Annotated in this window: 24 protein-coding genes; 7 read left to right on the top strand and 17 right to left on the bottom strand. The window is 66.4% G+C overall.

Going from position 1 to position 25763, the window contains the following annotated elements:
- The 3 genes from R2733_15740 to R2733_15730 form a co-directional block, all read right to left on the bottom strand.
- Positions 1–996, bottom strand: coding sequence for a membrane dipeptidase (locus R2733_15740; GenBank protein ID MEZ5377960.1), 996 nt, complete (start codon positions 994–996; stop codon positions 1–3).
- A 77-nt stretch (positions 997–1073) separates the two neighbouring features.
- On the bottom strand, positions 1074–1694 hold the full coding sequence (locus R2733_15735; GenBank protein MEZ5377959.1) for a hypothetical protein: 621 nt from the start codon (positions 1692–1694) through the stop codon (positions 1074–1076).
- Between the two features lie 67 nt (positions 1695–1761).
- Positions 1762–2247, bottom strand: coding sequence for a GNAT family N-acetyltransferase (locus tag R2733_15730; GenBank protein MEZ5377958.1), 486 nt, complete (start codon positions 2245–2247; stop codon positions 1762–1764).
- A gap of 240 nt (positions 2248–2487) precedes the next feature.
- Between R2733_15730 and R2733_15725 the strand changes: the two genes are divergently transcribed.
- Positions 2488–3351 (top strand): bifunctional 5,10-methylenetetrahydrofolate dehydrogenase/5,10-methenyltetrahydrofolate cyclohydrolase, encoded by an 864-nt coding sequence (locus R2733_15725; GenBank protein MEZ5377957.1) that lies wholly within the window; start codon positions 2488–2490, stop codon positions 3349–3351.
- A gap of 25 nt (positions 3352–3376) precedes the next feature.
- Here the strand turns inward: R2733_15725 and R2733_15720 are convergent, their stop codons facing one another.
- The 5 genes from R2733_15720 to R2733_15700 all read right to left on the bottom strand — a co-directional run bounded on the left by R2733_15720 (position 3377) and on the right by R2733_15700 (position 8598).
- A complete protein-coding gene (locus R2733_15720; GenBank protein ID MEZ5377956.1) occupies positions 3377–5338 on the bottom strand; it encodes a multicopper oxidase domain-containing protein in 1962 nt (653 codons plus the stop codon).
- Positions 5339–5521: 183 nt separating this feature from the next.
- Entirely contained in the window at positions 5522–6382 is an 861-nt protein-coding gene (locus R2733_15715; protein MEZ5377955.1) for a crotonase/enoyl-CoA hydratase family protein, read from the bottom strand.
- A gap of 58 nt (positions 6383–6440) precedes the next feature.
- Positions 6441–7178, bottom strand: coding sequence for a GNAT family N-acetyltransferase (locus R2733_15710; GenBank protein MEZ5377954.1), 738 nt, complete (start codon positions 7176–7178; stop codon positions 6441–6443).
- A 62-nt stretch (positions 7179–7240) separates the two neighbouring features.
- Positions 7241–7687, bottom strand: a complete 447-nt coding sequence (locus R2733_15705; protein ID MEZ5377953.1) for a hypothetical protein — start codon at positions 7685–7687, stop codon at positions 7241–7243.
- Positions 7684–8598, bottom strand: coding sequence for a LysR family transcriptional regulator (locus R2733_15700; protein ID MEZ5377952.1), 915 nt, complete (start codon positions 8596–8598; stop codon positions 7684–7686). The genes R2733_15705 and R2733_15700 overlap by 4 nt, the downstream gene beginning before the upstream one ends.
- Positions 8599–8670: 72 nt before the next feature.
- Here R2733_15700 and R2733_15695 point away from each other — a divergent pair, with 72 nt between their 5' ends.
- On the top strand, positions 8671–9627 hold the full coding sequence (locus R2733_15695; GenBank protein ID MEZ5377951.1) for an EamA family transporter: 957 nt from the start codon (positions 8671–8673) through the stop codon (positions 9625–9627).
- 147 nt (positions 9628–9774) lie between these two features.
- Here the strand turns inward: R2733_15695 and R2733_15690 are convergent, their stop codons facing one another.
- The gene (locus R2733_15690) at positions 9775–10074 is read right to left on the bottom strand and encodes a hypothetical protein (GenBank protein ID MEZ5377950.1); all 300 of its coding nucleotides are present in this window, start codon (positions 10072–10074) and stop codon (positions 9775–9777) included.
- A gap of 4 nt (positions 10075–10078) precedes the next feature.
- A complete protein-coding gene (locus tag R2733_15685) occupies positions 10079–10264 on the bottom strand; it encodes a hypothetical protein (GenBank protein ID MEZ5377949.1) in 186 nt (61 codons plus the stop codon).
- 396 nt (positions 10265–10660) lie between these two features.
- Between R2733_15685 and R2733_15680 the strand changes: the two genes are divergently transcribed.
- On the top strand, positions 10661–10906 hold the full coding sequence (locus R2733_15680; protein ID MEZ5377948.1) for a hypothetical protein: 246 nt from the start codon (positions 10661–10663) through the stop codon (positions 10904–10906).
- 1054 nt (positions 10907–11960) lie between these two features.
- On the opposite strand, the gene R2733_15675 is transcribed toward R2733_15680, so the two are convergent.
- The 3 genes from R2733_15675 to R2733_15665 all read right to left on the bottom strand — a co-directional run bounded on the left by R2733_15675 (position 11961) and on the right by R2733_15665 (position 14390).
- Positions 11961–12470 (bottom strand): hypothetical protein, encoded by a 510-nt coding sequence (locus R2733_15675; protein ID MEZ5377947.1) that lies wholly within the window; start codon positions 12468–12470, stop codon positions 11961–11963.
- A gap of 254 nt (positions 12471–12724) precedes the next feature.
- Positions 12725–13033 (bottom strand): hypothetical protein, encoded by a 309-nt coding sequence (locus tag R2733_15670; GenBank protein MEZ5377946.1) that lies wholly within the window; start codon positions 13031–13033, stop codon positions 12725–12727.
- A gap of 283 nt (positions 13034–13316) precedes the next feature.
- Entirely contained in the window at positions 13317–14390 is a 1074-nt protein-coding gene (locus R2733_15665) for a hypothetical protein (GenBank protein ID MEZ5377945.1), read from the bottom strand.
- Positions 14391–14689: 299 nt separating this feature from the next.
- On the opposite strand from R2733_15665, the gene R2733_15660 reads away from it, so the two are divergent.
- Positions 14690–15160, top strand: coding sequence for a cyclic nucleotide-binding domain-containing protein (locus tag R2733_15660; protein ID MEZ5377944.1), 471 nt, complete (start codon positions 14690–14692; stop codon positions 15158–15160).
- A 90-nt stretch (positions 15161–15250) separates the two neighbouring features.
- On the opposite strand, the gene R2733_15655 is transcribed toward R2733_15660, so the two are convergent.
- Entirely contained in the window at positions 15251–18082 is a 2832-nt protein-coding gene (locus R2733_15655; GenBank protein ID MEZ5377943.1) for a vitamin B12-dependent ribonucleotide reductase, read from the bottom strand.
- A 1017-nt stretch (positions 18083–19099) separates the two neighbouring features.
- Here R2733_15655 and R2733_15650 point away from each other — a divergent pair.
- A complete protein-coding gene (locus tag R2733_15650; protein ID MEZ5377942.1) occupies positions 19100–19864 on the top strand; it encodes a pyrimidine reductase family protein in 765 nt (254 codons plus the stop codon).
- A gap of 6 nt (positions 19865–19870) precedes the next feature.
- Here the strand turns inward: R2733_15650 and R2733_15645 are convergent, their stop codons facing one another.
- The 3 genes from R2733_15645 to R2733_15635 are packed head-to-tail and all read right to left on the bottom strand — an operon-like array spanning position 19871 to position 22286.
- Positions 19871–21205 carry a lytic transglycosylase domain-containing protein gene (locus R2733_15645; GenBank protein ID MEZ5377941.1) on the bottom strand — a complete coding sequence of 445 codons (1335 nt, stop codon included), beginning with the start codon at positions 21203–21205 and terminating at the stop codon, positions 19871–19873.
- Positions 21206–21258: 53 nt separating this feature from the next.
- The gene (gene nrdR, locus R2733_15640) at positions 21259–21774 is read right to left on the bottom strand and encodes a transcriptional regulator NrdR (protein ID MEZ5377940.1); all 516 of its coding nucleotides are present in this window, start codon (positions 21772–21774) and stop codon (positions 21259–21261) included.
- Between the two features lie 50 nt (positions 21775–21824).
- Positions 21825–22286, bottom strand: coding sequence for a LysM peptidoglycan-binding domain-containing protein (locus R2733_15635; GenBank protein MEZ5377939.1), 462 nt, complete (start codon positions 22284–22286; stop codon positions 21825–21827).
- A 220-nt stretch (positions 22287–22506) separates the two neighbouring features.
- On the opposite strand from R2733_15635, the gene lexA reads away from it, so the two are divergent.
- Both lexA and hrpB read left to right on the top strand, forming a co-directional pair.
- Entirely contained in the window at positions 22507–23151 is a 645-nt protein-coding gene (gene lexA, locus R2733_15630; protein MEZ5377938.1) for a transcriptional repressor LexA, read from the top strand.
- An 86-nt stretch (positions 23152–23237) separates the two neighbouring features.
- Entirely contained in the window at positions 23238–25670 is a 2433-nt protein-coding gene (gene hrpB, locus R2733_15625) for an ATP-dependent helicase HrpB (GenBank protein ID MEZ5377937.1), read from the top strand.
- The last annotated feature ends 93 nt before the right edge of the window (positions 25671–25763 follow it).

Here is a 25763-nt window from a genome sequence, read left to right as displayed (position 1 = left end):
TCAACCACACACGTCGGCGAAGACCCGCAGTACGTTGCCGCCGAGGACCGAATCGACGTCGGCAGCGGCGAAGCCGCGGTCGGTGAGCTGCTGGGCGACATCGCCGAATTGGCGATACTCGGTCAGCACCGGTCGGTAGTTGGCGTCGAGGTCGCTCCCGATCGCCACGTGATCGACGCCGATGAGGTCGACCAGGCGACAGATCTCGTCGACGTACTCCTCCAACGTCGTGGCCGTCACACCGGCGGGCCACGCGCCGACCAGCCCTCCGGCGTCGGCAACGACCCGAGCATGATCGTCGGTCAATAACCGTGGATGCGCTGCGCCCGGGCCGGCGAGATGGCTGTGCGAGATCACGATCGGCGCCGTCGAGACCTCGAGCGCACCGATCGTGGTCTCGAAGGTGGCGTGGGCCAGGTCGACGATCATCCCCAGCCGGTTCATCTCCGTCACGACCTCACGACCGAAGCCGGTCAGACCACCGTGGCGTGGCGCCTCGGTCTGGATGTCGCCGAGTTCGTTGACCCGGTAGTGGACCAGTGTGATCATCCGCGCCCCGAGCCGGTGGGCATCGACCAATCCCGAGGTGTCGCCTTCGAGAAAGTCGGCGCCTTCGCATGACACGAAACCCGATCCGCGACCGTCGTGGTGAGCGGCGGTGATGTCGGCGGCAGCGCGCACCTGACGGACGTCGTCGAACACGGTGCGTAGACCGGCCAGCTGGCGATCATGATCGCGACGCGCTTCTCCGGGCTCGAACTCTCGGCCGGCGCCGAGCCCGCCCGCGGCGTTGGCTCGCAGCACCGCCAGATCGGCAACGGTCGACAGGCTCACACAACAAACACCGGCCTCGGCGGCGACGCGTACCGAAGGCACCGTTGCGGCGGCGCCGAGTTGTCTGACTGCAGGGGCGGTGTCGTCGTAGCCGGCGAGGAAACAGCGGCCGGGGTGAGCGTGCAGGTCGATCCACGGTCCGTGCGGGCGGGTCCCGGTCATTCGTTCTCCTCGTCGGTCGACGCCGACGATAGAGCTGCCTCTGCGTCACGGCCAGCGATACCGTCGGCGACGCACCGTCACCAGGAGGGTGTGATGCTCCTCATCGGCATCGACACGTTGTTGCTTCTCGCATACTCGAGCACCCGAGCGGCGAACGGACCCTGCTCGTCGTCGAGTCGGAGCGGCGGAACCACGAACGACCGGCCGGCGACGAGGCCGATGTGCCGGTCGTTGATCTGCACACGATCGATCGCCGACCACGGCGTCAACGTCGTTTCCTCGCCATCGAACACCGCGAGGCCGTGCTGATTGGCGACGAGCTGGATCGCCACCATCCGTCCGTCACCATGACGCTCAGCGGCAGTGCGCGCCTGGTGCAGCGGAACGACAAGAATGGCGGCCCCAGCCGACCCCGACACCAGGCCGAGACCGATCGCCGGCCATGCGCTCAGCGACAGCGACGCAAGACCGAGAAGCGCTACCGCAAGGCCGAGCCCGAACATGATCGCGCCCGACGCAGTGGCCAGCGGCGACTGGATCGAGCGAAAGGCCCGACGCAGCTCACGATCGGAGTAGCGAAGGGTCAGCTCCGACGACGCTCGAGTGCTCGAATGGCGTCGAGGCGAACTCGCCAACACCGAGGACCGGCCGAGGCGGCGCATGGGCGGCGGCTGAGCGGTGTAGGCGTCGTGGATCACGAACATCAGCGTAGGTCACTCCATTTTCCGCACCAGCGGTCGACCTACCCAGCACGCATCCCGAGATCTACCCAGCGGTGGCGTGGCCGGCGGGCTCGCTGGTGAGGTCGATCAACATCCAGGTCGAGTCCTCGTCGACGAAGCCATGGCGACGATAGAAGCGGCGGGCGCCGTCGTTGGGTGCCTCGGTCTCCAAGGCCATCACGCGTGCTCCGTGGCGTCGGGCCTCGTCGATCGAGTAAGCGAGCAACCTCGACCCGAGCCCACTCCGCCGCCGCTCGACGTAGATCTCATCGAGGATGCAGTCGAGCCCGCCGGATTCGAGCGACCAGCCCCACGTCACGACGGAATAGCCCACCAGCTTGCCGACCGTGGCCTCGCCGTCGTCCTCCGCCACCCAGATCTGACCGAAGCGATCGCCGCTCAGCAGCGGCTCGAGTCCGGCCAGGACACGTGGCCGATCGAACGGGTGGTCGTCGATCCGGTAGAAGGCGTCGATCAACAACAGCAGCCGATCTCGGTCTCCGGAGATGGCTCGGCGAATCGTGGGCACGGACACACGATGCCACCGGCGGACAGTGATGCGGCCCGAACCGTCGCAGGACCCACAATCAACCGGCCAACGCCGCTTCGTCGTTCGATGCCTGAGCGGCCGCCCCGATGAGGGCGGCACGAGCTTTCGCTAAGGTGACTACTGCCGCTACTGGCGCTTGGGTGGACCACCACCGGGGACGCGGCGCACTCACCAATGCCGTAGCGCCTGGGCTCTTCGAACCACATGAACGGAGCGCCCATGTCACGCCCCCAGTCGCTGCGCGGCACCGAACTCGCCAACGAAATCCTGGCCTCGGCCGGCGAACGAGCACGAACCTACGAGACCACCTACGGCCGACCACCGTGCCTGGCGACGGTGCTGGTCGGCGACGACCCCGCATCGATCACCTACGTCCGAATGAAGCAGCGTCGGTGTCAGGACGTCGGCGTGGCTTCCCAGCGTGTCGCCCTCCCTCACACCTCGACGACCGCCGAGGTCGTCGAGGCCGTTCGCCAGCTCTCCTCCGATGAGCAGATCGACGGCATCCTCGTGCAGCATCCGGTGCCCCCACACGTCGATGAGCGGGCAGTGTTCGAGGCCATCACTCCCGCCAAGGATGTCGACGGGGTGACGATGCACTCCTTTGCGTCGATGTCGTTCGCCGCCGGATCATCCGGTAGTAGAGGGTTCGAGTCGTGCACGCCGTCGGGCATCGTTCGTCTTCTCGACCACTACGACATCGAGGTGGCCGGCAAGCACGCAGTGGTCATCGGGCGCAGTCCGATCCTCGGCAAGCCGATCGGCATGCTGCTCCTGGCGAGAGATGCGACGGTGACGTTCTGCCACTCGAAGACCGTCGACCTGCCTGGCATCGTCGCCGCTGCCGACATCGTGGTTGCAGCAGTCGGCCGTCCGAACTTCGTCCGTGGCGAGTGGCTGCAGCCAGGCGCGGTCGTGGTCGACGCCGGCTACCACCCCGGCAACGTCGGCGACGTCGATCACCAGAGCGCTGGCTCACGCGCCGGCGCGATCACTCCCGTGCCCGGTGGTGTGGGTCCGATGACGATCGCCGTCCTCGTCGAGCAGACGGTGGAGGCGGCCTTCCGGCACCGGTCGGCGTAGCGCCGCCGGTGCCGGCCGGGACTCGCTACGGGAGCACCTCGAGTGGGCGCATCATGTCGTGGTCCTCGTGCGACAGCACATGGCAGTGCCACACATAGCGACCGGGACGGTCCCACTTCATCTTGATGCGCGTGACCTCTCCGGGGTGTGCCGTCACGACATCGCGTGGTGCCGCCTCGTAGTGTCCGGATTTGTCGAGCTTGTTCTTTCGGTCGACGCGACGGTTCTCGAGCCGGAATCCTTGGCCGACCGCCCCGTTGTGCTGCATCACCGGTTGCGGCACCACATCGGCGGTATAGGGCATGCGATCGATGATCTCGAAGTTCACCAGGTGGAGGTGGACGGGGTGAGCGTCCATGGTCGAGTTGTAGATCTCCCACACCTCGGTCGAACCCAACGCCGGGGTCTCGGTGATCGGCGCGTGCCAGGGCAGCGTTCCGTTCTGCACGGTCCCGTTGATGTCCTGGGTGCGCCACGCCGTACCGAGCATGGGCTGGAGCCGTCCGTACTCATCGGCACCCTCGTAGAGCCCGACGGCACGTACCTTGTCCGCTGCACCCTGCACGCCGCGATATCGCGGCAGGTTCGAAGGATCGAACCGATCGGGCACCGCATGGTTCAGCGGCACGACCACGTCGAACGCCATGATGCGGTCGGTCCGCCGATCCGGGAAGAAGTCGTCAGGATCACCGATCAATTCGCCGCCGAACGGGGCATCGCTGGCGGTGTTGGTCAGGATCGCTCGTCGACCTTGCAGCGCCGCGAAGTCGATCACGAGGTCGACGCGCTCGGACGGGCCCAGCAGCAGGTGATCCATCTGCCGGGCGGTTCCGAGACCCTGGTCGGCCCCGACCACCCAGAACGGAAGTGGTGCGCTTGCGTCGTCGAGGCTGTCATCGCCAAGCCCGACCGAGCGCAGCTGCAGCGCGAAGAACCGGGAGTCGGAGCCGTTCAGCAACCGGACGCGGTAGTGGCGGGGCTCGACCTCGGCCTTCGGCCAGACGATGCCGTTGACCATGATGAGGTCGCCGAAGAACTCGGCGAGCCCCGACGGCTGCGGCACCGCATCGTCGGCAAGGCCTTGGTCGGTGATGAAGTCGGCCCAGGCGGGATCGCCGGGGAACGCCGGATAGAACAGCTCGCCGTTGTCGCGGAGCATGCGGTCCTGCACCACGTAGCCGAGTTCGTACTGCTCGGCGGGGAGCCCCAGCGGGTTGTCGTGGCGACCAGTGTCGACGTCGTCGCGCAGGATGTAGAAACCGGCGAGACCCGCATAGACATTGAGCCGCGTGATGCCGAGCGCATGGTCGTGGTACCAGAGTGCGCCGGCTTGTTGGTCGTTCTCGTACAGATAGTCACCGCCGGTGAACGCGGGCCCCTGCACGCCGAAGTTCTGCGAGAAGAACGCTTCGGGGTAGCCATCGGCCTCGGCGCTCGAGTGTCCACCGTGGAGGTGCGTCACCATCGGCACGCCGGTGTCTTCGATGCGCAGGTGCTCATAGCCGTGGAGGCTGTACGCCCAATGGAACGACTCGTCGACCGGGAGCAAGTGGGGTCGGCCGACCGGCAGCCAGTTCCGCCACCGCACCTTCACCGGACAGTTGGTCCTGGCTTCGATCGTGCGGCCCGGCCAGCTGTGACCGCTCTGGTCACCGTAGGTGTAGACCTTCGTTGCCAGCTTGCGGCCCCGTGCATCACGGGCGCCGGTCTGGTGCCAGGTCTGCTTGGCTCGGATCTGGTACACGTCGACGTCGCCGCTGACGACCGGCGTGAACCGTGAAGCCAGCGCGTTCGGTACGAGCTCGGTGAACAGCCGCTGGCGTGCAGGGTCGACCAGCCCGGCTGCCAGTGGCGACGCAAGCGCCACACCCCAGCCCCCGAGGAAGTTGAACGATGCCGCTGCTGCGGTGAGGCCCGATGCGGCCAGGAACGACCGTCTCGAGATGCCAGCCCGATCGGTGATGCCGCCCGATGGTTGCTTGTTCATGATGCCCTTCGTTGACGCGGAGGGACACCGTGATGGGCTCACTCAGCTGGACCCGGGCTCCCTCGACTACCGAAACAAAAGGTAAAGCCAAGGGTGCATCACTCGAATGGGTGATACGGCTGTTCGAGCCTGAGGAGTACCACCCACACTGACCAGGAGAAACTTGTCAGAGTCTTGACAGACTCAGTCGTCGTTGCGGCGCTCGCCATAGTCGCCGAAGGGGCGATCTCGCTCCCGCACCGCTTCGCGGAATCCCACTTCCATCGAGCGATCGACGAAGTCGGCGCCTTCCTGGCTATGGCGGGCCACACCGTCGAAGATCGTGCCGAGCAGACGAGACGTTGCCGGGTCGTACTGATGATTGGCAACGCTGTTCAGCGCCAGGGTGATCATCTCCAGCTGGTTCGACGGCACCTGGGCGATCCGTTGGGCGAGGGCCATGGCGTGCGCTGCAAGTTCGTCGTCGGGCACCACCTCCAGGATGGCGCCCATCTCCAGCGCCTCGTTGGCGGTGAACTCGTCGCCGGTGAGCATGTAGCGGCGGGCTCGCTGCATGCCCATCCGCGCCACCCAGTTCCACGGGGCCTCCGGCACGCCCCACACGCGTGACGGTGGATAGCCGAACCGGGCCGACTCGGCGGCAACAATCATGTGGGCGTTGAAGACGACGTTGGTACCACCGGCGATGCACCATCCTTGGACGGCAGCGACGGTGGGCTTGGTCGACTCGTGGAGCTTGGCCCACGTGTTCGCATAGGCGCCGATCATGTGCAGGTCGGCGGCGGTGTCCCACAGCCGCTTGCTCGTCTTCTCGTCGCTCGACTGGGCGGCGGTCGACCAGTCAAGGCCGTAGCCGGCACAAAAGGCGGGACCTTCCGCATCGAGAAGGATCACCCGGACGTTGCGATCCCGCTGCGCATCGTCGAGCGCGGCACCGAGCTCGTCGCGAAACTGCGGTGTGATCGTGTTGTAGGCCTCGGGTCGGCACAGCGTCAGCCGCCGTACGTGTCCGTCATCGGTCACTCGAACTGCGTGGTCTGCCATCCCGATGGTCTACCAGGCATCACGGCACCGCCGCGGACGCTTCTGTCGACATCTTCGATCATTCGGTGTGGACGTACCAGTGCGACTCGGTGACCGTGCCATCGGGCAACTCGTGAGGGATCGTCTCGACGATGACGCTGCCCGTGCTGCCGATGACCGCCTGCATTGCGGCATTCTCGACGGACGTGCCGATGTGGACGACCGGAATACCGGCATCGTGGATGACCGCAAGCACGCCAGCCATCGCTTCCTTCGCGAAACCCTTTCCGCGGTATACCGGCAACACCCAGAAGCCGAGGTTCCACTGCCCTGGTGGCCGATGATTCGTGATCACGGCGCCGGCGACACACTCGCCGCTGTCGATCTCGCAGACGATCAGATGGCAGCGACGCCCGACCGACGAGAAAGCGCCAAGGAGCGCGTTGGTGGCGCCGCGCATCTCGCTCGTCCAGCCGTTTGCGGCAGCGGCCGAATCGTCCATGACCGCGTTCCCGGTGATGACGTCGTCGCGCTCGAGCCGTCGGATGACCAGCCGTCGGGTGGTGTGATGGACGGTCTTCGGCAGTGGATCGTCACTGACCGGTTCCGCCTTCGCGATCAACCAGATCGCAGACCAGCACGTGGGGAGGATGATTGCCGAGACGCCCAGGATGACCCAGCGGTTGCCTCCCACTCCAGCGGCAATGAGGAGTACACCCATGATCAGGCCGACCCACACCTGGACGGCCACCATGCCTGCCACCCAGCTCGGCGCCAAGGTCCAGAGCTGCCGGAGGAGTGTCGACGCGCTTCTCATCGCTTGGATCGTCGGTCGATCTCAACGCCAGCTGTAGAAGCGAGCAGCCACTCGCTGCCAGATCAGCGGTGGCGGGGCGCTTGCCGTTTCGGAGTCCACCGCACGCTGAGCTCGTCGCCATCGTCCAGCGCCCGCCATCGTTCGAGCATCGCATCGAGCTCGTGGTCGAGCGACGTGGGCCGACCGGCCTTCCACGCGAAGTAGATCTCGTTGACCCGCACCTCGGCGGCCTCGAGCTCGCCGAGGTGGCGAGCGATCACGGCACGACCCTGCGGCGTTCGCTTTCGACCCAGCGAGGCGAACGTCGCCCCCTCTGCGACACAGCCCCAGAAGCCGTGCTCGATGCCGAGGGCGTCCTCGATGACGAACGTGTAGAGATCGTGCGGTAGGTCGGCGCCGGCCGCCATCGACGGACCAGGAACCACCGTGCGCGGCGGGCGCAGCGCCGTCCATCCGCAGGTTCGACCCTGTCGGCGGAACGTGACGTCCATCGGCTTGGGCGTCGTCATGCGTCGGCGGTCGTGAGTGCGTCGGCGGTTGTGAGTGCGTCGATGATGGCCTGGACCGCCGGCGATTCCGACATGGTGCGGCGGTACACCACGGCAACATCTCGCGTCGGCACCGGATCGGCGACGGCGACGGCAACGAGGTCGTCGTGCAGGGTGCTCCGGCCGAGCCGGGGCACGAGGGCAATCCCGAGCCGAGCCCTTGCCATGGCGATGTGGGACTCGAACTCTTGCGATTCGTGGATGATGCGAGGACGGCGTCCGGTGCCGTCGTACATCCGGCTGAGCCACTGGCGGCAGATGGTTCCCTCAGGTGTGGCGATCCATCCCTCGTCGATCAGGTCGTGAGGGGTGAGCACGTCTCGGGTTGCCAGCCGGTGACAGCGGTGGAGAATCACGTCGGCCACGTCGTTGGCGATCGACCGTCGCTCGACGTGGTCGGGGACGTCGATGCTGACGTTGCCCCACGAGTGCACGACACCCAACTCGTACTGTCCGGTGGCCACCAGCTCGATCGTGTCCCACGGCTCGCGCTCGACGAGCGCGAGTTCGAGATCGGGGTGTGCCGCCAACAGCCCGGGCATCGCCGGAGCGACCAGGCCGCGCATGGCAGTCGAGAACGCAGCCAGGCGCACCTGCCCGGCAACGGCACCCACCGAGCGGTGGAGTCCGGACTCGAGCCGCTCGAGTTCACCCAACAAGCGGCTTCCGGCGGCGACGAGCTCACGCCCCTGAGCGGTGAGAACCACACCGCGTCCCACTCGTTCGAGCAAGGCGATCCCCGTCTGACGCTCCAATCGCTTGATCTGTTGGGACACCGCGCTCGGCGTATAGCCGAGGGCGTCGGCGGCGGCGACCACCGATCCCTGGACGTCGACCGCTCGCAGGGCACCCAAGGTGGCCAAATCGATCATGAAGCAACACTACATGAAATCATCATTCAACAATCGCTGGTACTTCATGATGATCGGCTGCACGCTGGCCTCATGCCGCTGCGTGACTCGCTCCTCGCCACCCTCGTCGCCACGATCTGGGGGTGCAACTTTCTCGTCATCGAGTGGGGCATGAGCGGTGTTCCTCCGCTGCTGTTCGTCTCGATCCGCTTCGTCGCCGTGGTGTTCCCGGCGATCTTGCTCGTCCCTCGGCCCGAGGCCAGCTGGCGGACGATCATCGGCGTCGGCACGTTCATGTCGCTCGGGCAGTTCACGTTTCTCTACGTGGCGCTCGACGCCGGACTTCCGCCCGGTATCGCTGCCCTGGTACTCCAGGCCCAGGTGGTGTTCACCGTCGCCATTGCCGCCGTGGTGCTCCGAGAGCGGCCACATCCGCAACAGGTCGTCGGCGTGTTCGTCGGTGTCATCGGCCTGGTGTTGGTCGGCCTCGGGCGGGGCGGCGACGTTGCGATCACCGCGTTCGGGCTGTGCCTCCTCGGTGCGCTGTCATGGGGGATCGGCAACGTGGTGTCGCGCTCGTCGGGCGTCACCGGTGGGTTGTCGCTCACCGTGTGGTCGGCACTGATGGTCCCGCTCCCCGCGTTTCTGCTCGCCCTTGTCGTCCACGGTCCGACGGCGGTGGCGGAGGGCCTCGGTGCGTTCGGGTGGCGTTCGGCGGTGTCGACGCTTTACACGTCAGGACTGGCGTCGCTCGTCGGCTATGGCATCTTCAACACCCTGCTCGCACGACACCAGTCGTCCCAGGTCGTCCCATTCGTGCTCCTCGCTCCCGTGGTGGCGATGAGTGCGGCCGCCGCCCTCCTCGACCAGCGACCAAACGCCCTCGAGATCGCCGGTGCCGCTTCGATGGTCGGTGGCGTCCTGATCGTCCTGCGGTCCGGCAGGACTTCAGGACCTTCCGCTGTCCATGCCATGAGCGAGGCGCTGGAAGCCGATCGACCGACGGCCACCGGCGTCGAACTCAAGTCGTACACGCCGACACGACACTGAGCTGTCCCTCACCGGCCGACACCAGGACCACGACGAAGCCGATATTGAAGCGTCGCCTATCGGCACCCTGGGGGCATGCCCCATCCGGATATCAGCCGCGCGTTGTGGGCGAGGTCGGGGCGGGCGGAGCACCCGGCACGACTGGAATCAGAAGTTCGTCACCTCGTCAACGACGATGGCGCCGGGCTCAAGCTCGACACCCCGGAATCGGCACACCAGATCACCGATCGTGACGAAGGCGTACCGAGTTGATGGATTGTCGGCATCACGCCCGAGGACCGGCCACGCACCGGCGAAGGTGAACAGCAGAGCTTGCGCCTCTTCGTGTGTGAAGGACTGAACCATCGAGGAACCTGCAGCTGCGATCGCCTCGGGAAACTCTTCGGCGTAGATCGCCGCCCGGTCGTTGAGGACGACGCTCAACGCCCGCCAGTTCGGAGCCGTCACTTCGTCAGGAAGCTTCGTCGAGCGCTTGCCGCGTTCGACTCACCGATTCCGACAGGGCCTTCGCTCGGGCACGGTCACTCTCGCTGATGTTGGACGGTCGAGGCTCAGCGGCACGGGCACGAGCCTCCGCCAGCCGCTCGGCGCTCCAACCCAGCCGCTCGGCGATCTGCTCCAGCGTCTCGACCTGCATGCGGCTAGGTTAGCCCGCAGCGCGGTATCCATGTCCGACGGTCCGAGTTGCTCGGCATTGAACAGCTTCGCATTCAGGCGCTCCCAGCGACGGCGACGGCGACGGCGACGGCGACGAGACACGCTGGAACGCTCGATTCCGCGCTCGCTGCCACTCAGGACAACCCGCATCGAAGCGGTACTGTCTCGAGATGGAACAGCACCGTCAAAGGTCGACACCGCGACGACATGCTTCGTCGGCACCGGTCGGAGCGACGTGATTCGGCGAAGTGCGTCGTGGGGCCACCTCGCTGCTATCGGAGCGCTCCTGATCGTCGCCGGCTGCGGAAGCGGAAGCGACGCCCAGGCGACCACCACCCCAGCATCGGTCATCCAGCCCGCAGCGACATTACCACCCTTGTTCCCCATCGCCGAGGAAGTCCGAAAGGTCGAAGAGGGCGTGGCGAACAACTGGACCGATCGGTCTATTCTTTCCGGCGTCACCGTGGCGGAAGCGACCGAATGGGGCAGACAGAGCGGGTTCACCAAGATCGTTGTTGCCGATGTCGAAGAGGACCTGCCAGCTATCGGCGGACCAGGTTTCACTCTCGTTATCCGCGAATCCGGCGGAATCGTCGAAAGCGCTTGGGCCACCAAGCTCTAGGCGGACCGCAACAAGCGGGTCAGCGCCCCTGACAATCTGCCCCACTGAACCGGCCCAAGAAGGCCGGAGATCAAACCCCTCGACAGCCCCCTACCGATCCCACGTCGAAGCGCTCACCCGTGCCCCACAACGCCAGCTTGATGACGCTCCCAATATTCGTGCACATGACGACCACGCCTACGCCGCAGGGTCGGCCTCGCACATCAAGCCTTCGATCGAGCATTGCCCTCGCCGACCTTTCGGCCAATGCACAGCTCACGCCCCCCTGACCTCACGTGCTTCGTGGGCTCGCTCGTCAGGGCTAGCTAGATCGACGGCTACGGACCGAGTCTTGATCGGCGGCTCTTGCCCGCGCAGCGATCACCGTGAAACGCAGTACGGTCCCGATGTCACAGCGCATCACCCTCACCACAGGAGAGCGCTGGATGAGCACGAACGACATTCTCTGGAGACAATGTGGGCCTTCCGCGTAGCGCTGCGCAGCGCATGATTGCCGCAGCTCTCTCCCACGTGGTGGGCATAACCTTGGCGTCGGTTGGGGTGGTCACAGACTCGAACCGATATCTGGCGTTCGGAGGCCTAGCGTTCTTCGTCTCGATCATGTGGCTGGAAGTCGAAGCCGAGCGTTGCCGTTCGGAGCTCCTCGTACTTGCTCGACGGAAGCTTCCATGGACCACTCCCCAGAGCGTGGTGCTCAGCCCGGAAGGATGGCGCTCCGTGTCGCTCGCCGCAGGCCTATCGGCGAGATCCGGTTCAATGCTGTACTACATCTTCGTTGGCGGCTTCTTCTTGCCCATCTTGGTCGCGATCGCTCTCACGCAGATTTCGATCGGGCCCTAGGAAGTGTCGAAGCGCACGGGCAGGATCCGACCGATCACAACCCGGGTGAGATCGAAGGTCATGCTCGCAGCGACCCAGGTTCTCCTCCACGACTGAACTGGCTTGGCCAACGACATCGCCGAGAGCATCCCCTACCACTCATGAACCGAGTCTCGGAAAGCGTCACCAAACGCCGGCTCGGCGGCGGCCGTTCAGGCGGGCGTGGTGCGTCGTTTCAGCCGCCGGAGAATCCCCATTGCGGGTTGAGCAGTTCAATGTCGTGAAGGGACACCGTCGATCCGTCTGAGGTTTCGACCAACGCAGTGTGTAGCAGCGCTCTGACCGGGCCTGAGCCTCCGCCGTCGGGGGACGCAACGATTGGATCGAGCACCTCGATGGTGCCACTGATGACCGTCCAGACGTCTTCTACGTGCTCACCGTCGAAATCGGTTGCGATGTCATGGCATGGCCACACCACCAGACCGGTTCCAACCTCCACGTACCCGCTCCACTCATCGTGTTCGAGGTCGAAGACTGCCGGATCGCTTCCCTTGGCCGCCTTCGTGGACGCGCGAACGGTGAGTCGCATCGTGCCGTCGTTGTCGCGAACGGTGAATCCATTGCCGCAGCTGTCGTGCTCGGTGAATTGGGCGGACTCGATGTCGGGTATTCCACGTGCGGCGCCGCACGAAGTGGCAGCGCCAAGGATCAGGGCGACGGCGGCCATCCCCGGCAAGTGAGTCATGTGTGACTATCGGCTTGGCCGAGCTTCAGCTGAACACCGTCGACTTGGTGACGGGGCCCATCGGTAGCGTTCGACATCGAGGTCGAAGGCTCTCCTCGAAGGCATGACATGTGCGATGCCAGCGTCAAACGGCCAGCGGAAGTGTCCAACACCACCCGCCCAGGGCGCTTTCGGGGCGCGCCCTCCTGATCGCCGGCCTGAGGTCGCACGATCTCGACGGGCGACCACGCTCAAGAATGCCGGCTACTGGTGTGTCAATCTCTCTCCGGCCAACGGTCGGGCCAGATGTCGATCACGTGGACCACCACGCCCCCGGGATCGTCGGACCAGGCGTCGAGGCCAACCAGGAGGTGGTAGCCGGCAACCGTACGCGCAGCCTCGACCGTGAATCGGCGTACGCCCGGCGACTGGTCGATCTCGGGCAGACTCCACCAGTCGACCAGCGACAGCGCCTCGATCGCTTCAGGGAGATCGTGAGCCCGGAAGACCTCCGCCCGGTCAACCGGAAGTTGGTCGTCGATACTGGCCCGTGCGTGATCCGGAACACGGACCGGTCGTCTCACCTGCTGTCGGCTCGGGCTTCGTCGTCGGACTTCGCCATAGCCTCCGGCAGCCGTTCGACGGCTCTCGCTAGCGATGCCTCAGCAACTGGCGAAAGGGGACGAGCGGACACCGCATCACCGGCGAGCGCAGCCGCTCGATCGGGCTCGACGGCAGGCATGGTCTCGGTCGGCTCCATACTCGGACACTACAGCGCCACCGTGACAACGGTCGCGCAAGCCGCGACCCCGGCGCTCCCACACCATGTGTCCTCGGCCCTGAACGCCGGCCAGGGGCCGCGAGTGTTCATTGATACGGCTCTCGGTAGGTGGCCGCTGCGGGAAGGTTGAGATCTCGTGTGGCCTTCTCGACCTCTTCCTTCCAGGTGGGGATCCCGAACATCGCAAAGAGGCGACGTGGAGACAGTGGCCGAGCGTCGCTTTGCAGAGCGGCTCGGAGGAACCTCGACTGGGTCGGGGTGAGGTCGCCTGCGAGCCTGAAGGTGAACCGGTTGCCGTCGACCTGTAGGTCGGTGGACACGAAATCGGATGCCGGGTCGACGGGATGATCCCAGGTCGCTGCGAGCCAACGACGCACGGCCGTCAATAGGTGGTGTGCGGCCACGGTGAGATCGGCGAAGAATTCGTCACGCTCGGGAACAGTCCCGAACGGCCCATCGGGAACGAGGGGGACGCGCACCAGCGACACCTCCTGGCGAGTGTGTTCGCCCCGTTGTCGTTCCTGGAGCGCCTGGTAGGTGTCGGCTGCGACGAACGCCGTGGCCACCGGCCCTTCGAGCCAGTACGCCGACGACGGAAGACCGACCACCGACAGCAGACCGTTGAGTGGGTGGAGTACCGACCGCATCTGTTCACGGGTGCCGGTGAGTTGCACACCGTCGCTGATCGGCATCGCCGCACCGGCGAGTCCGACATCGAGGACCGCCGCCAAGGAATCTTGCAGCCACAGGTGTTGCGGGTAGAGCGGGAGTTGGTCGATGGTGAGCCGCTCGGGTCCGGCTTCGTAGCCGCTCGCGATCTCTGTTCGCCAGAGCGGGGCTCGGGCGACGTCGGTGGCGATCCATCCACCACGCAGACCCTGCTCGGCCAGCGCGTCGGCGAGCGGGTCGAGTCGGCCGCCTTCGCTGCCGGCGATGACGATCCTGATCGTGGAGTGCTCGCCCTGGTGTCGAATGGTGAGTTGGCTGGCCGGCCACGGCACAACGGTGTCCTGCCACCCGAGGTGGAACTCGTCGCCGTAGTCCGTGAGTCCCGTGATGTCGGGAGCGGGAGTTGATTTGGTTGCTTCGGGAGCGATCTCGTGGATCGCCTCCCATACGAGGTCGGCATGCGCCTGATCGATGCCGTCCATCGAAGCCATCAGACTGACACCGTCGTGCGTGTCCCCAGCTACCTGCTGCAGAAGCGGTTCGGTCGGTAGGGGCGGTACAGGATGGAAACGCAGGGTCATACAACCAACACCCTCAGGGGCCAACCAGTCCGGAACGGCTGAACCACCCCAACCTAGGCGTGTCTTCTAGCGCTCGCGGACCGCCAGTCGAGGAACGTCGTCATACGCCGGGACGATGACGCACGCTATGGGCGGGCAGTCCTGCTCGAGACTGCCGACGGTGGGCCGTGCGAGCTGCGAGTCAATCCGACCATCTCTAGCATGAAGCCATGCAGTCTCACGAAGTCCTGCTGCGGGAGATGGAGTCACTGCAGCAGATGCCAGACGAGTTGATCCGTTGGCTCGCAGACCATACTGCGGTTACTTCCTTCAGCCGAGGTGAGGTGCTCATCGAGGAGGGCACCTCGACGCGAAACTGCTACTTCATCATCAGCGGCGAGACCGACGTGTTGTTCGAAGGCCGCTCGCTCGGCCCAACCGGCGCAGGCCAGCCTGAAGGTGAGATGGCGATGTTCTTCCGTCAGCCGCGCTCAGCCACCACCGTGGCGAACTCGGACACCGTCACGGTTCTCGACCTCCCCGCAGCCGCCTTCGACGAACTCCAGAGAACAAATCCCGAACTCTCGAACCGCTTCCAAGCCGAACTACTTTCCTACTTGGAGCGAGCCCGCGGGATCACCTCCTCGGATGCGCAGGATCGAGCCAGGCGCACGACCGCAGATCCAGACCCGGAGACGTAGCCGCTCATCACGGGCGCGCCCGGGGCGTCCGACGACCAACTCGTGACACCCGGCGCACACGACACCGGGGTCACGAGCTGGTCGCCTACATCACGAACAACCGCTCGTGGTACCGCACGACGGGCAGGCGTGGCAGCTACCGGCCCGCTGCATCTTGATGCCGCAGGTGAAGCAGAGCGGGGCATCGGGGTCGACGACGGGCTCGGCGTGAGCGGTCGTGCGCTGCTCCTCGGCGGCGATCATGTCGATGATGTCGTCGGCCGAGTCGACCGAGGGCGGATCGGCGGCGATGTCATGGCCCTGCACCGTGGTGGTGTCCTCGACGCCGGGCAGGGTCTGCTGGGTGCGCTCGTTGACGGTGAAGATGCCGAGCTCGGCCCGCTCCTCGTAGCTCAGGTAGAGCACCGCCAGCTTGCGGAACAGGTAGTCCATGATCGAGCTGGCGATCCGGATCTCGGGATCGTCGGTCATGCCGGCGGGTTCGAAGCGCATCCCGGTGAAGGTCTGCACGTAGTTGCGCAGCGGCACGCCGTACTGCAGGCCATGGCTGAGCGAGATGGCGAGCGCATCCATGATCCCGGCCAGGGTGGAGCCCTGCTTGGCGACCCGGAGGAAGATCTCGCCCGGACGACCGTCTTCGTATTCTCCGACGGTGACGAAGCCCTTGCAGTCGGCGACACGGAAGTCGAACGTGCGGCTCTGACGGTTGCGGGGCAGACGCTCACGAACCGGCTTGTAGACGACCTTCTCGATCACCTCGGTGACCGGTGCGGTCACGGCGGCGACCGCGGCCTCGGCGGCGGCATCGGAGCCGGCGCTCGAACCCTCGGCGTCACCCTTCTTCGCCATGGAGAGCGGCTGGGCGACCTTGCAGTTGTCGCGGTAGATGGCGATGGCCTTGACACCCATCTGCCAGGCGTCGATGTGGAGCTGCTCGACGTCTTCGACCGTGACCTCTTCGGGCATGTTGACGGTCTTGGAGATCGCCCCCGAGATGAACGGCTGGACGGCCGCCATCATCTTCACGTGACCCAGGTAGTGGATCGGGTTGTCGCCCATCGAGCAGGCGAACACCGATACATGCTCGGGATCGAGGCCAGGAGCGCCGAGGATCGACTTGTTCTCGTCGATGTAATCGATGATCGCCTGGGCAGCCTGGTCGGAGTAGCCGAGACGCTTGAGCGCACGTGGCACCGACTGGTTGACGATCATCATGGTGCCGCCACCGACGAGCTTCTTCATCTTGGCCAGACCGAGGTCGGGCTCGATGCCGGTGGTGTCACAGTCCATGAGCAGACCGATCGTGCCGGTCGGGGCCAGCACCGTGGCCTGGGCGTTGCGCACACCGACCTGGGGAGCGAGCTCGCAGGCAGCGTCCCATGACTGCTGGGCTTCGCCGAGGATGTCGAGCGGGGCGAGGTCTTCATCGATCGACGCGTTGGCCGCCCGGTGCTGCTCGAGCACCCGCAGCATGTGCTCCTTGTTGTCGGCGTAGCCGGCGTGGGCGCCCATGCGGCTCGCGATCTTGGCCGAGGTGAGGTAGGCGTGACCGGTCATCAACGAGGTGAGCGAGGCGGCGAGCGCCCGGCCCTCGTCGGAGTCGTACGGCAGGCCGAGGTTCATCAAGAGGGCGCCGATGTTGGCATAGCCCAGACCGAGCTGACGGAACTGGCGTGAGGTCTCACCGATGCGCTCGGTCGGGTAGTCGGCCCGGCCGACCATGATCTCCTGCGCGGTGAACACGTGCTCGATGGCGGCCTTGTAGCCGTCGATGTCGAAGGTGTTGTCGTCGTTCAGGAAGCTGAGCAGGTTGAGGCTGGCCAGGTTGCACGCCGAGTTGTCGAGGTGCATGTACTCGCTGCACGGGTTCGAGCCGTTGATCTTGCCCGTGTTGGCGGAGGTGTGCCAGCGGTTGATCGTGGAGTCGAACTGCATGCCCGGATCGGCGCACTCCCAGGTGGCCTGGGAGAACTGGCGCATGATGTCGCGAGCCTTGACGGTCTTGATGATGGCGCCGTCGGTACGGGCGACGAGCTTCCAGTCACCGTCGTCGAGGACGGCCTGCATGAACTCGTCGGTGACCCGGACCGAGTTGTTGGCGTTCTGGTACTGGATCGAATGACTGTCGGCACCGTCGAGGTCCATGTCGAAGCCGGCCTCACGCAGCACGCGTGCCTTGCGCTCCTCGGTGGCCTTGCACCAGATGAACTCCTCGACATCGGGATGATCCACATCGAGCATGACCATCTTGGCGGCACGACGGGTCTTGCCGCCCGATTTGATGGTGCCGGCCGAGGAGTCGGCGCCGCGCATGAAGCTGACCGGGCCGGAGGCGGTGCCGCCGCCCTTGAGCAGTTCGTGCGAGGAGCGGATACGCGACATGTTGACGCCGGCGCCCGAACCGCCCTTGAAGATGGTCCCTTCCTCGACGTACCAGTTGAGGATGGAATCCATCTTGTCGTCGACCGACAAGATGAAGCAGGCGGAGGCCTGCTGGGGTACGCCGGCGACGCCGATGTTGAACCACACCGGCGAGTTGAACGCAGCCCGCTGGTGGATGATCAGATACTTGAGTTCGTCGGAGAAGATGTCGGCTTCGGCGTCGGAGGTGAAGTAGCCCCCCTCCTTGCCCCACGTGGTGATGGTGTCGACGACGCGGTCGGCGACCTGGCGGAGCGAGCTCTCACGCTCGGCGGTGCCGAGGGTGCCGCGGAAGTACTTCTGGGCGAGGATGTTGGTGGCATTGACCGACCAGCTGCTCGGCACTTCGACGCCGAGCTGTTCGAAGGCGACCTCGCCGGTCTTCCAGTTGGCGAGACGGGCATCGCGGCGCTCCCAGCTGACGGTGTCATAGGGATCGACGCCGGCGGTGGTGAAGTAGCGGCGGAGGCCGATGCCGGTCTGCTCTGGTGCTAGTGCCATGAAGTTTGCTCCTGTGCGCACCGGCGAACGGGCGTCCGGTGCCGTTGTTCCCGTACGAGCGCTTGCCGCCGCGTGGGGTGGGGATTGGGTTGAGGGGGTGGGTCGACTCCTCGACACCGAGGCTGAGGAGCGCCGGTGCTGGCATGAGTCGGTTCAGGTGCCACGACGCAGGTCGAGGCGGTGTCGCTGCTGATGTCTGTCGCTGCTGATGCTGCTCCACCGAGACGAGAGCGTCTCGATGGAACGTGTTGCTGCCGCCCGAGAGCTTCGAGCATGTTCGCTCGACGCGAACGTTGTCTGAGGAAGGAAACCGACGGAGGGACGATCTTCTTCCTGCGGGTATCACGGGTTCTCAGGGGTCGCCCGGCCACGAGGATGGCGTGGGCGCATCGTGCGCTCCGTACCACCCGCCCGTTCCACCCACAGCGCCGTAGCGCTCTGAGTGTTGGAGCTGGTCGTGCGGGTGTCTTCCGACCAGGAGTTTTCCCCCTTCGAACTCTGGGCCGCCACCATGGGTGACCTACCAGATGTTGTAGTGAGGAGCGCTCCCGCGCCGTTCGACGCACAAGATGTAGGGGCGCATTACAGCATCGTAATTACGCCGATGTCAATGCTTCATTCGTGTGAATATTGCCGACGGAGAGTGGTTGGCCGCCGTCGAGGCGTGGCCAGAAAATCCCCGAAATTCGACCGGCCCGGTGACGTAGGTCGAGGCTGGTCACAACTCATGGCTTGCCACGCGAACGTGTCCCTCGCCCATGTGCAGTATCCGCCCAAGGGTTTCCTGCGTACAGGCCCCGGCTTCCACATCTCCGGACCGGTCGGTCCTCGATGACGCTCACCATACGGAGGCGCCACTGTGGATCACAAGGGGATGACCCTGTGGATTTCGATGGTTTTTCCCCCATCCCTGTGGACAGGGTTCGCTTGTCGAAAGAGCCGCCTGCAGCGCCGAAGATGGAGTTGGAACGAGGTCCGGTCCAGGCGCTGAGTGGCCGGCCGTCTAGGGTGCGGCTCGTGAGCGACACCACTTCCTTCACCGAGCTGGTCCCGACGACAGGACGGGTCGTCGACCTCCTGCGAGACATCACCGACGAGCCCCGTTCCGCACTCGCCGATCGGCCATGGGTGTACTCGAACATGGTCACGAGCCTCGATGGCGCGATCAGCATCGACGGACTGTCCGAAGCGCTCGGCGGCCCCGCCGACCAGGCGCTCTTCGGCGCGCTGCGTTCGGTCGCCGACGTCATCCTCGTCGGGGCCACCACCGCGATCGAGGAGAACTACCGACCCGCGAGCGACCGCCACGCCGCCGCCCGAGTGGCGCGAGGCCAACAACCCCGGCCAACCATCGCCATCCTCACGCGCAGCCTCTCGATCGAACCCGGCCATCGGGTCTTTGCCGATCCGAGCGCCCGACCCCTCATCATCACCACCTCGACCGCGCCAGCCGACCGCCGCGACGCGCTCAGCGAGGTTGCCGACCTCGTCACGGCCGGCGACGACGACATCGACCTCGCGGTGGCGCTGGCCGAGTTGGCTGATCGTGGTCACCAGCGGGCGCTGCTGGAAGGCGGACCGACCGTCAACGGTCAGTTCATTGCGGCCGACCTCATCGACGAATGGAACATCTCGGTGTCCCCCAGGTTGACGGGCGGCGACAGCGTCCGAGCCGCCCACGGTCCCGACCCCGGCGCTTCCCGGTCGATGACGCTCACTCGACTCTGGCTGGCCGACGGCATGCTCTTCGGCCGATGGGTCCGAGCCGAGCATCACGACTGACGGCACTCAGTCGAGCGACGAGCCTCGCAAGGCGGCAATCGCTGGACCCTGGCCGGGATCGGCCACCGACGTCGGTGTCGGTTCCAGCCCCACGATCTCGCGGTACTGGGCGGCGAGGTCCATCACCATCACTCCATACGGCACCGAACGGTTGTAGCCCAAGAGCGCCCGCTGATAGTTGGCGTCGTCGGCGAGACCACCGGTCGTACCACACAGGTGATTGGCGGCGGCCATCGCCGCGTCGTACATGTTGTGCGGATCGACCTCGCCGTCGCCGTTGCCATCGCCGCCGTAGCGCACCCAGCTCCCAGGAATGAACTGCATGGGACCGACCGCCCGATCCCACACCGGGTCGAGGTCATAGCGACCGCCGTCGGTGTCGGGGATGGAGGCAAATCGGGTGCCGTCGAGCACAGGACCCAGGATCTCGCCACTGGTCCGCCCGTCGGCGCCGACCACGTTGCCGCCAAACGTCCCGTGCCCGCTCTCGACCTTGCCGATGCCGGCGAGCTGATCCCACCGCACTTCACACCAGGGCTTGTCCTCACCGGTGCGCAGCGCCGCTCGGTAGTACGCGTCGAGCACGATGACCGGGAAGCCGGCTCCGACGACCGGCGCCGTGAGGAGGGCGGATTCGAACGCCGGTTCCAACCGCGCCACGTCGGCCGCTGCCGCCAGTTGTTCGCTGTCGGCCTCGACGATCGCCGACGCCACCTGCGAGAGCTCCAGCGCCGTGCTGTCGAGCTCGGTCGTCAGTCGCCGGTGTTCGGCTTCGGCCGCGACCAGCGACGCACTGGCGGCTCGTTGCGCCCCGACCAGCACGTCCTCGGTATCGGACGCAAGCGTGGGAATCGGACTCGGACCCGTCTCGGTCGTGAAGGACTCGAGATCGAGAGCGGTCGAGCCGACGAAGGTCCCGAGCGCGAAGTCGGCGAGGTCTGCCTCCACACGATCCAGCTCGGCTGCGGCCGCGTTCACCTCCGAGGCGGCCAGAGCGAGATCAAGTCGCAGCTCCCGCTGGACCACGAGCAGGTGAGCGTGGCGGCTCCGGTTCCGATCACCCAGGGCGACGGCGTCGAGCTCGCGCTGGCGGGCCGCCGACAGCTCGACCGGAATCGACCCCATGCCGCTCAGGTCGACCTGGACCTGACGAGCGATGTCGGGGTGAAGGCTGGTGGGGTTGGGAAGCAGTTCGGCCAGGTCGAGCAGATCGGTGGACGACGAGGCGGTGATCGGCGCGGCAGCGCCGGACGACGGCGAGGGGACGACCACGGACACGACGAGCGCCACCACCATCCATTTCGCGGCGTGCAGACCGCGTCGCCTTTCCGATCGCCTCACCTAAGGAGTGTCGGCGGCAACCGGCCGGTGCTTGAGCACCCGACGACGAAGTTCTAGACGACCTCAGGGGAGTCGCACTTGATGAGCGACATCTCGCGTTCGAAATCGGCCACACCGGTGAAGCCTTTGTAGACGCTGGCAAACCGCAGTGCTGCCACCTGGTCGACGTCGCGCAGACGATCGAGAACCGCGAGACCGACCCATTCGGAGGTCACTTCGCCGCCTTCGAGTCGGGCCGCGTCCTCGATACTCCCGGCAAGGGTCTCGAAGAGATCAGATTCGAGCGGGCGACCCTTGGATGCCGACAACAGGCCCCCGACGATCTTGTCTCGGCAGAACGGTTCGCGCAGGCCACCACGCTTGGTGACGACCACCGGCGGCTCCTCCACACGTTCGAAGGTCGTGAAGCGCCGTTCACACTGTCCGCAATAGCGACGGCGGCGGATGGCCAGACCGTCGTCGGCGCCGCGCGAATCGACGACGCGGGTGTCGTCAGCGTGGCAGACCGGGCACATCATCACGGCCAACGTAGCCGACGGGCGTCGCCGGGTGGCGCCGCGTTTGGTCATTTCACTCGTTGGCAAGCAGCACGACGACGGCTCGATCACGAGGCATGCGGTCAGGGGGTGGCCGCACCGTCGGCATCGGCCGCCAACAGCATGGGGGTGTCGGCGGCAACGATGTCGGCTGGAATCACGAGGAGATCGCCCGCCCGCAGGACCGTGCCCCCGTTGCGGGCGGCGAGGGCATCGACGACCGGTCGGGGGTCACGGCCTGGGGCAAGATCTCGGGCGATGGCCCACAGGGTGTCGCCCTCGTCGACGACGATGACAGTGTCGCCCGCCGCCGCGTCGACCGAACTCGATTCGGCCACGGCGGCCGACGAGGCCACCGGCGGGTCGCCCTGGAGCGAGCGGATCCCGAGGACGGCAGCAAACACGGCGACCAGAGCGGCCACGGCGATGACGACGGAATGGTCTCGAGCTGGGGCGTCGAGCCCGCCGCGAATGAGGCGGAGCTCGGGTCGAGCGGAGGAGGAGGTTGGCAGCGGGAGAGAGGAATCGGTGATGAGTGCGACCATGGCGTCATTCTCCTCAGGGGGTGTGACAGTGCCGGACAGCGAGCGTGGCGACCGGCGTACGGCTGACCGTTCGAACGGGTGTTCGGCCTCACTCAATCCAAACATTCGTTCGATTCCAACCTCGGTATCGAACATTTGTACGTTTCCGCGTGGCATACTGCTCGCAGTCCCCGCCCGACGCCACCGACCCCCGCTGGTGGCCCGACCACAGGAACGACCCATGGCCAAGCAGCACCAGCTCAGCGATCGCCAACGCGCCATCCTCGAGTTCATCAGCCAGGAGATGCGCGACCGTGGCTACCCACCCTCGGTTCGCGAGATCGGCGCCCACGTCGGCCTCACGTCTCCCTCCACCGTGCATTCACACCTGGCCAAGCTCCAGAAGGAGGGGTATCTGCGCCGAGACCCCTCGAAGCCGCGAGCGATCGAGGTCCGTTGGGACGCCACCTCCGGCGCCACCGATGTCGAACGTCGGCCGGTGCGCCACGTGCCGCTGGTCGGAAGTGTCGCCGCCGGCACCGACGTACTGGCCCAGGAGCACATCGAGGAGACCCTGCCGGTTCCGGCCGACCTCACGGGCGACGGCGATTTGTTCATGCTGACGGTCCGGGGCGATTCGATGATCAATGCCGGCATTCTCAACGGCGACTTCGTCGTAGCGCGGGTCCAGTCCGAGGCCCGCACCGGCGACATCGTGGTTGCCGGGATCCCGGGCGAGGAAGCAACGGTGAAGGGGTACTACTACGACCCGAAGGCCCGGCAGGTCGTGCTCATCCCCTACAACCCGTCGCTCTCCGAGATGCGCTTCGCCCCCGACGAGGTCACGATCTACGGCAAGGTCGTTACCGTCATGCGCCGCCTCTGATGCTGGCTCCACGCCGCCGCTGACCCCGACCGCACGCGGCTGCTGGTCTTGGTCGCATGTCACCGTGTCAGTGCGACACTGACACGGTGAGCCGTTCTTCCCGCATCGATGTCGCCCCCACCGGCCTGCCGGTCGAGGCGGCACGGGCGGAGATCGAACACGAGCTCGCTCACGGATCGGTGGTGATCCGGGCCGAACCCGGCGCCGGCAAATCGAGTCTCGTTCCTCTGTTCGTCGCCAGCTCATTTGACGACCTCGGCGACCCGACCTCGTCGGTCATCGTCACCGAACCTCGACGCCTCGCCGTTCGTGCGACGGCAGCGAGGCTCGCCGAACTGGCCGGCAGTCGGGTGGGCGACGTCGTCGGGTTCACCGTGCGAGGCGAGCGCAAGGTGAGCAACACCACCCGCATCGAGGTCGTCACCGAAGCGGTCCTCACCAACCGAATCCAGACCGATCCTGATCTCCCGGGTGTCGGCGCCATCGTTTTCGACGAGTTCCACGAGCGACACCTCCACAGCGACCTCGGGCTCGCCATGAGCCTCGAAGCCAGGGAGGCCCTGCGACCCGATCTCCGCCTCGTCGTCATGTCGGCCACCCTCGAGGCCGAGCGACTCCGGGACCTGGTCGGCGGCCGCACCGTCATCGATGTTCCCGGCCGAACGTTTCCCGTCGAGACCGTCTACCGCACCCGGCCCGACCGGCGTCGCCTTGCCGACGCCGTCGCCGATGCGACACTCACCGCACTCGATGAGGTCGACGGCGACGTTCTCGTCTTCGTGCCCGGCCGGCGCGAGATCGACGACACGCTGCGGGCCATCGACCGCCGGCTGACGTCGCGCCACAGCATCGAACTGCTCGGTCTCCACGGCAGCACGTCGGTCGACGCCCAGCGTTCCATCCTGCGCGGTGGCGCTCGCCGCCGTGTCGTGGTGGCCACCGCCGTCGCCGAGACCTCCATCACCGTGCCGGGTATCGAAGCCGTGGTCGACGGGGGACTGCTTCGGCGGTCCCGCTTCGATGCCGCCACCGGCCTCGGTCGGCTCGAGACCGGGCACGCCACCGTCTTTGCTGCCGATCAGCGCCGAGGCCGAGCCGGGCGACTCGGGCCCGGGCGGTGCTATCGCTTGTGGGCACCAGACGATCATCGCCATCTCGACGTGGCGGCACCACCCGAGATCGTCGACGGTGACCCACTGCCGGTCGCGTTCGAGCTGGCACGGTGGGGCGACCCGTGGGCGGACGACCTCCCACTGCTCGACCACCCGGGGCGACAGCGACTCCAGGCCGGCCAGCGGGTCCTCGAACTCCTCGGCCTGACCGACTCGAGCGGTCGCCTCACACCCGCGGGCGAACAGGCGGCGTCGCTCGGACTGCATCCCCGGCTCGCTGCGCTCACGTTGACCGCTGCTGCCACCGGGCAGACGGGTCTCGGCCTGCGAACGGCGGCGCTCCTCGACGACGACAGCTGGCCCCAGCGCCCCGACCTCGGCGCCGAACTCGAACAACGATGGGGAACACTCAGCCGCACGACCGAGCGGCTCGCCCGCCGACTGGGTTCGAACGACACCGGCAGCCGGGCCGGCCTGGCCGAGCTCGGCTTCCTGCTGGCGAAGGCATGGCCCGACCGAATTGCCATCGCCCGCCCCGACCGGCCCGGTCGATTCCTGCTCAACATCGGCCGAGAGGTCGAGGTCGACCCCGCCGACCCACTCGCAGCGGCCGCCTTTCTGGTGGTCGCCGACGCCGATGGCGACCCCCGATCCGCTCGCGTCAGACGAGCGGTTGGTGTCGACCGATCCACCGTCCTCGAAGCGGCCGGCGATCACGTGGAGTGGATCGACCATGTCGAATGGGACCAACGAGACGACACGCTGCGGGCCGAACGCCGACAGCGCCTCGGCAGCATCGTGCTGCACCGCCAACCACTCGACCGTCCACCCGTCGACGCCGTCAGGGGCGCCCTTCGTGACGGACTCCGCTCCAGCGGCCTGGATCTGCTGCGCTGGGGTGAGCGCGGCGTCGGCGTCCGAAGCCGTCTGGCCTGGCTCCACGACGAAGACCCCGAGCAGTGGCCTGATCTCGGCGACGACGCCTTGCTCGGGCGACTCGATGAGTGGCTCGACCTCGGTCGCTGCCGTTCGGTCGCCGATCTGCGCCGCCTCGATGCCACCGAGGCGGTCCTGAGCCTGCTGCCGTGGGAGCAGCGACGCCGACTCGACGAGCTCGCACCACCGACGCTCGATCCGCCGAAGGGTCGACCCCAACCCATTCGCTACGAATCAGGTCGACCGGTGTGGTCGGTCCGACTCCAGCACCTGTTCGGCCTCGACGAGCACCCGACCGTCGGACCACACCGGACCCCGCTCACGATCGAGCTCCTCTCCCCCGCCAACCGCCCGACGCAGATCACCACCGACCTGCCCGGCTTCTGGCGTGGCTCGTACCGGGCCGTCCGAGCCGATCTCCGCGGCCGCTACCCCAAACACCCCTGGCCCGAAGACCCCCTCGCCCCATAGCGCTCACTCCGTAGACCGCGCCCCGTCAGCCTCGCCCGTCGTGCACCCGCTCGCCGCCACGTGGTCCAACCCGATTCACGAACTGTCCGCATT

Source organism: Acidimicrobiales bacterium, assembly GCA_041394265.1.
GTDB lineage: Bacteria > Actinomycetota > Acidimicrobiia > Acidimicrobiales > SZUA-35 > JBBQUN01.
Note: the sequence above shows the minus strand (reverse complement) of the source record. Positions and strands in the feature narration are given on the sequence as shown.

Bases quoted from the DNA above. Each gene is read 5' to 3' on its own strand.
- nrdR (MEZ5377940.1), bottom strand. From the start codon at position 21,774: ATGACCAAACGCGGCGCCACCCGGCGACGCCCGTCGGCTACGTTGGCC.
- R2733_15695 (MEZ5377951.1), top strand. From the start codon at position 8,671: ATGCCGCTGCGTGACTCGCTCCTCGCCACCCTCGTCGCCACGATCTGG.
- lexA (MEZ5377938.1), top strand. From the start codon at position 22,507: ATGGCCAAGCAGCACCAGCTCAGCGATCGCCAACGCGCCATCCTCGAG.
- R2733_15635 (MEZ5377939.1), bottom strand. From the start codon at position 22,286: ATGGTCGCACTCATCACCGATTCCTCTCTCCCGCTGCCAACCTCCTCC.
- R2733_15705 (MEZ5377953.1), bottom strand. From the start codon at position 7,687: ATGACGACGCCCAAGCCGATGGACGTCACGTTCCGCCGACAGGGTCGA.
- R2733_15740 (MEZ5377960.1), bottom strand. From the start codon at position 996: ATGACCGGGACCCGCCCGCACGGACCGTGGATCGACCTGCACGCTCAC.
- R2733_15685 (MEZ5377949.1), bottom strand. From the start codon at position 10,264: ATGCAGGTCGAGACGCTGGAGCAGATCGCCGAGCGGCTGGGTTGGAGC.
- R2733_15715 (MEZ5377955.1), bottom strand. From the start codon at position 6,382: ATGGCAGACCACGCAGTTCGAGTGACCGATGACGGACACGTACGGCGG.
- R2733_15660 (MEZ5377944.1), top strand. From the start codon at position 14,690: ATGCAGTCTCACGAAGTCCTGCTGCGGGAGATGGAGTCACTGCAGCAG.
- R2733_15700 (MEZ5377952.1), bottom strand. From the start codon at position 8,598: ATGATCGATTTGGCCACCTTGGGTGCCCTGCGAGCGGTCGACGTCCAG.
- R2733_15725 (MEZ5377957.1), top strand. From the start codon at position 2,488: ATGTCACGCCCCCAGTCGCTGCGCGGCACCGAACTCGCCAACGAAATC.
- R2733_15710 (MEZ5377954.1), bottom strand. From the start codon at position 7,178: ATGAGAAGCGCGTCGACACTCCTCCGGCAGCTCTGGACCTTGGCGCCG.
- R2733_15665 (MEZ5377945.1), bottom strand. From the start codon at position 14,390: ATGGCTTCGATGGACGGCATCGATCAGGCGCATGCCGACCTCGTATGG.
- R2733_15720 (MEZ5377956.1), bottom strand. From the start codon at position 5,338: ATGAACAAGCAACCATCGGGCGGCATCACCGATCGGGCTGGCATCTCG.
- R2733_15655 (MEZ5377943.1), bottom strand. From the start codon at position 18,082: ATGGCACTAGCACCAGAGCAGACCGGCATCGGCCTCCGCCGCTACTTC.
- R2733_15675 (MEZ5377947.1), bottom strand. From the start codon at position 12,470: ATGACTCACTTGCCGGGGATGGCCGCCGTCGCCCTGATCCTTGGCGCT.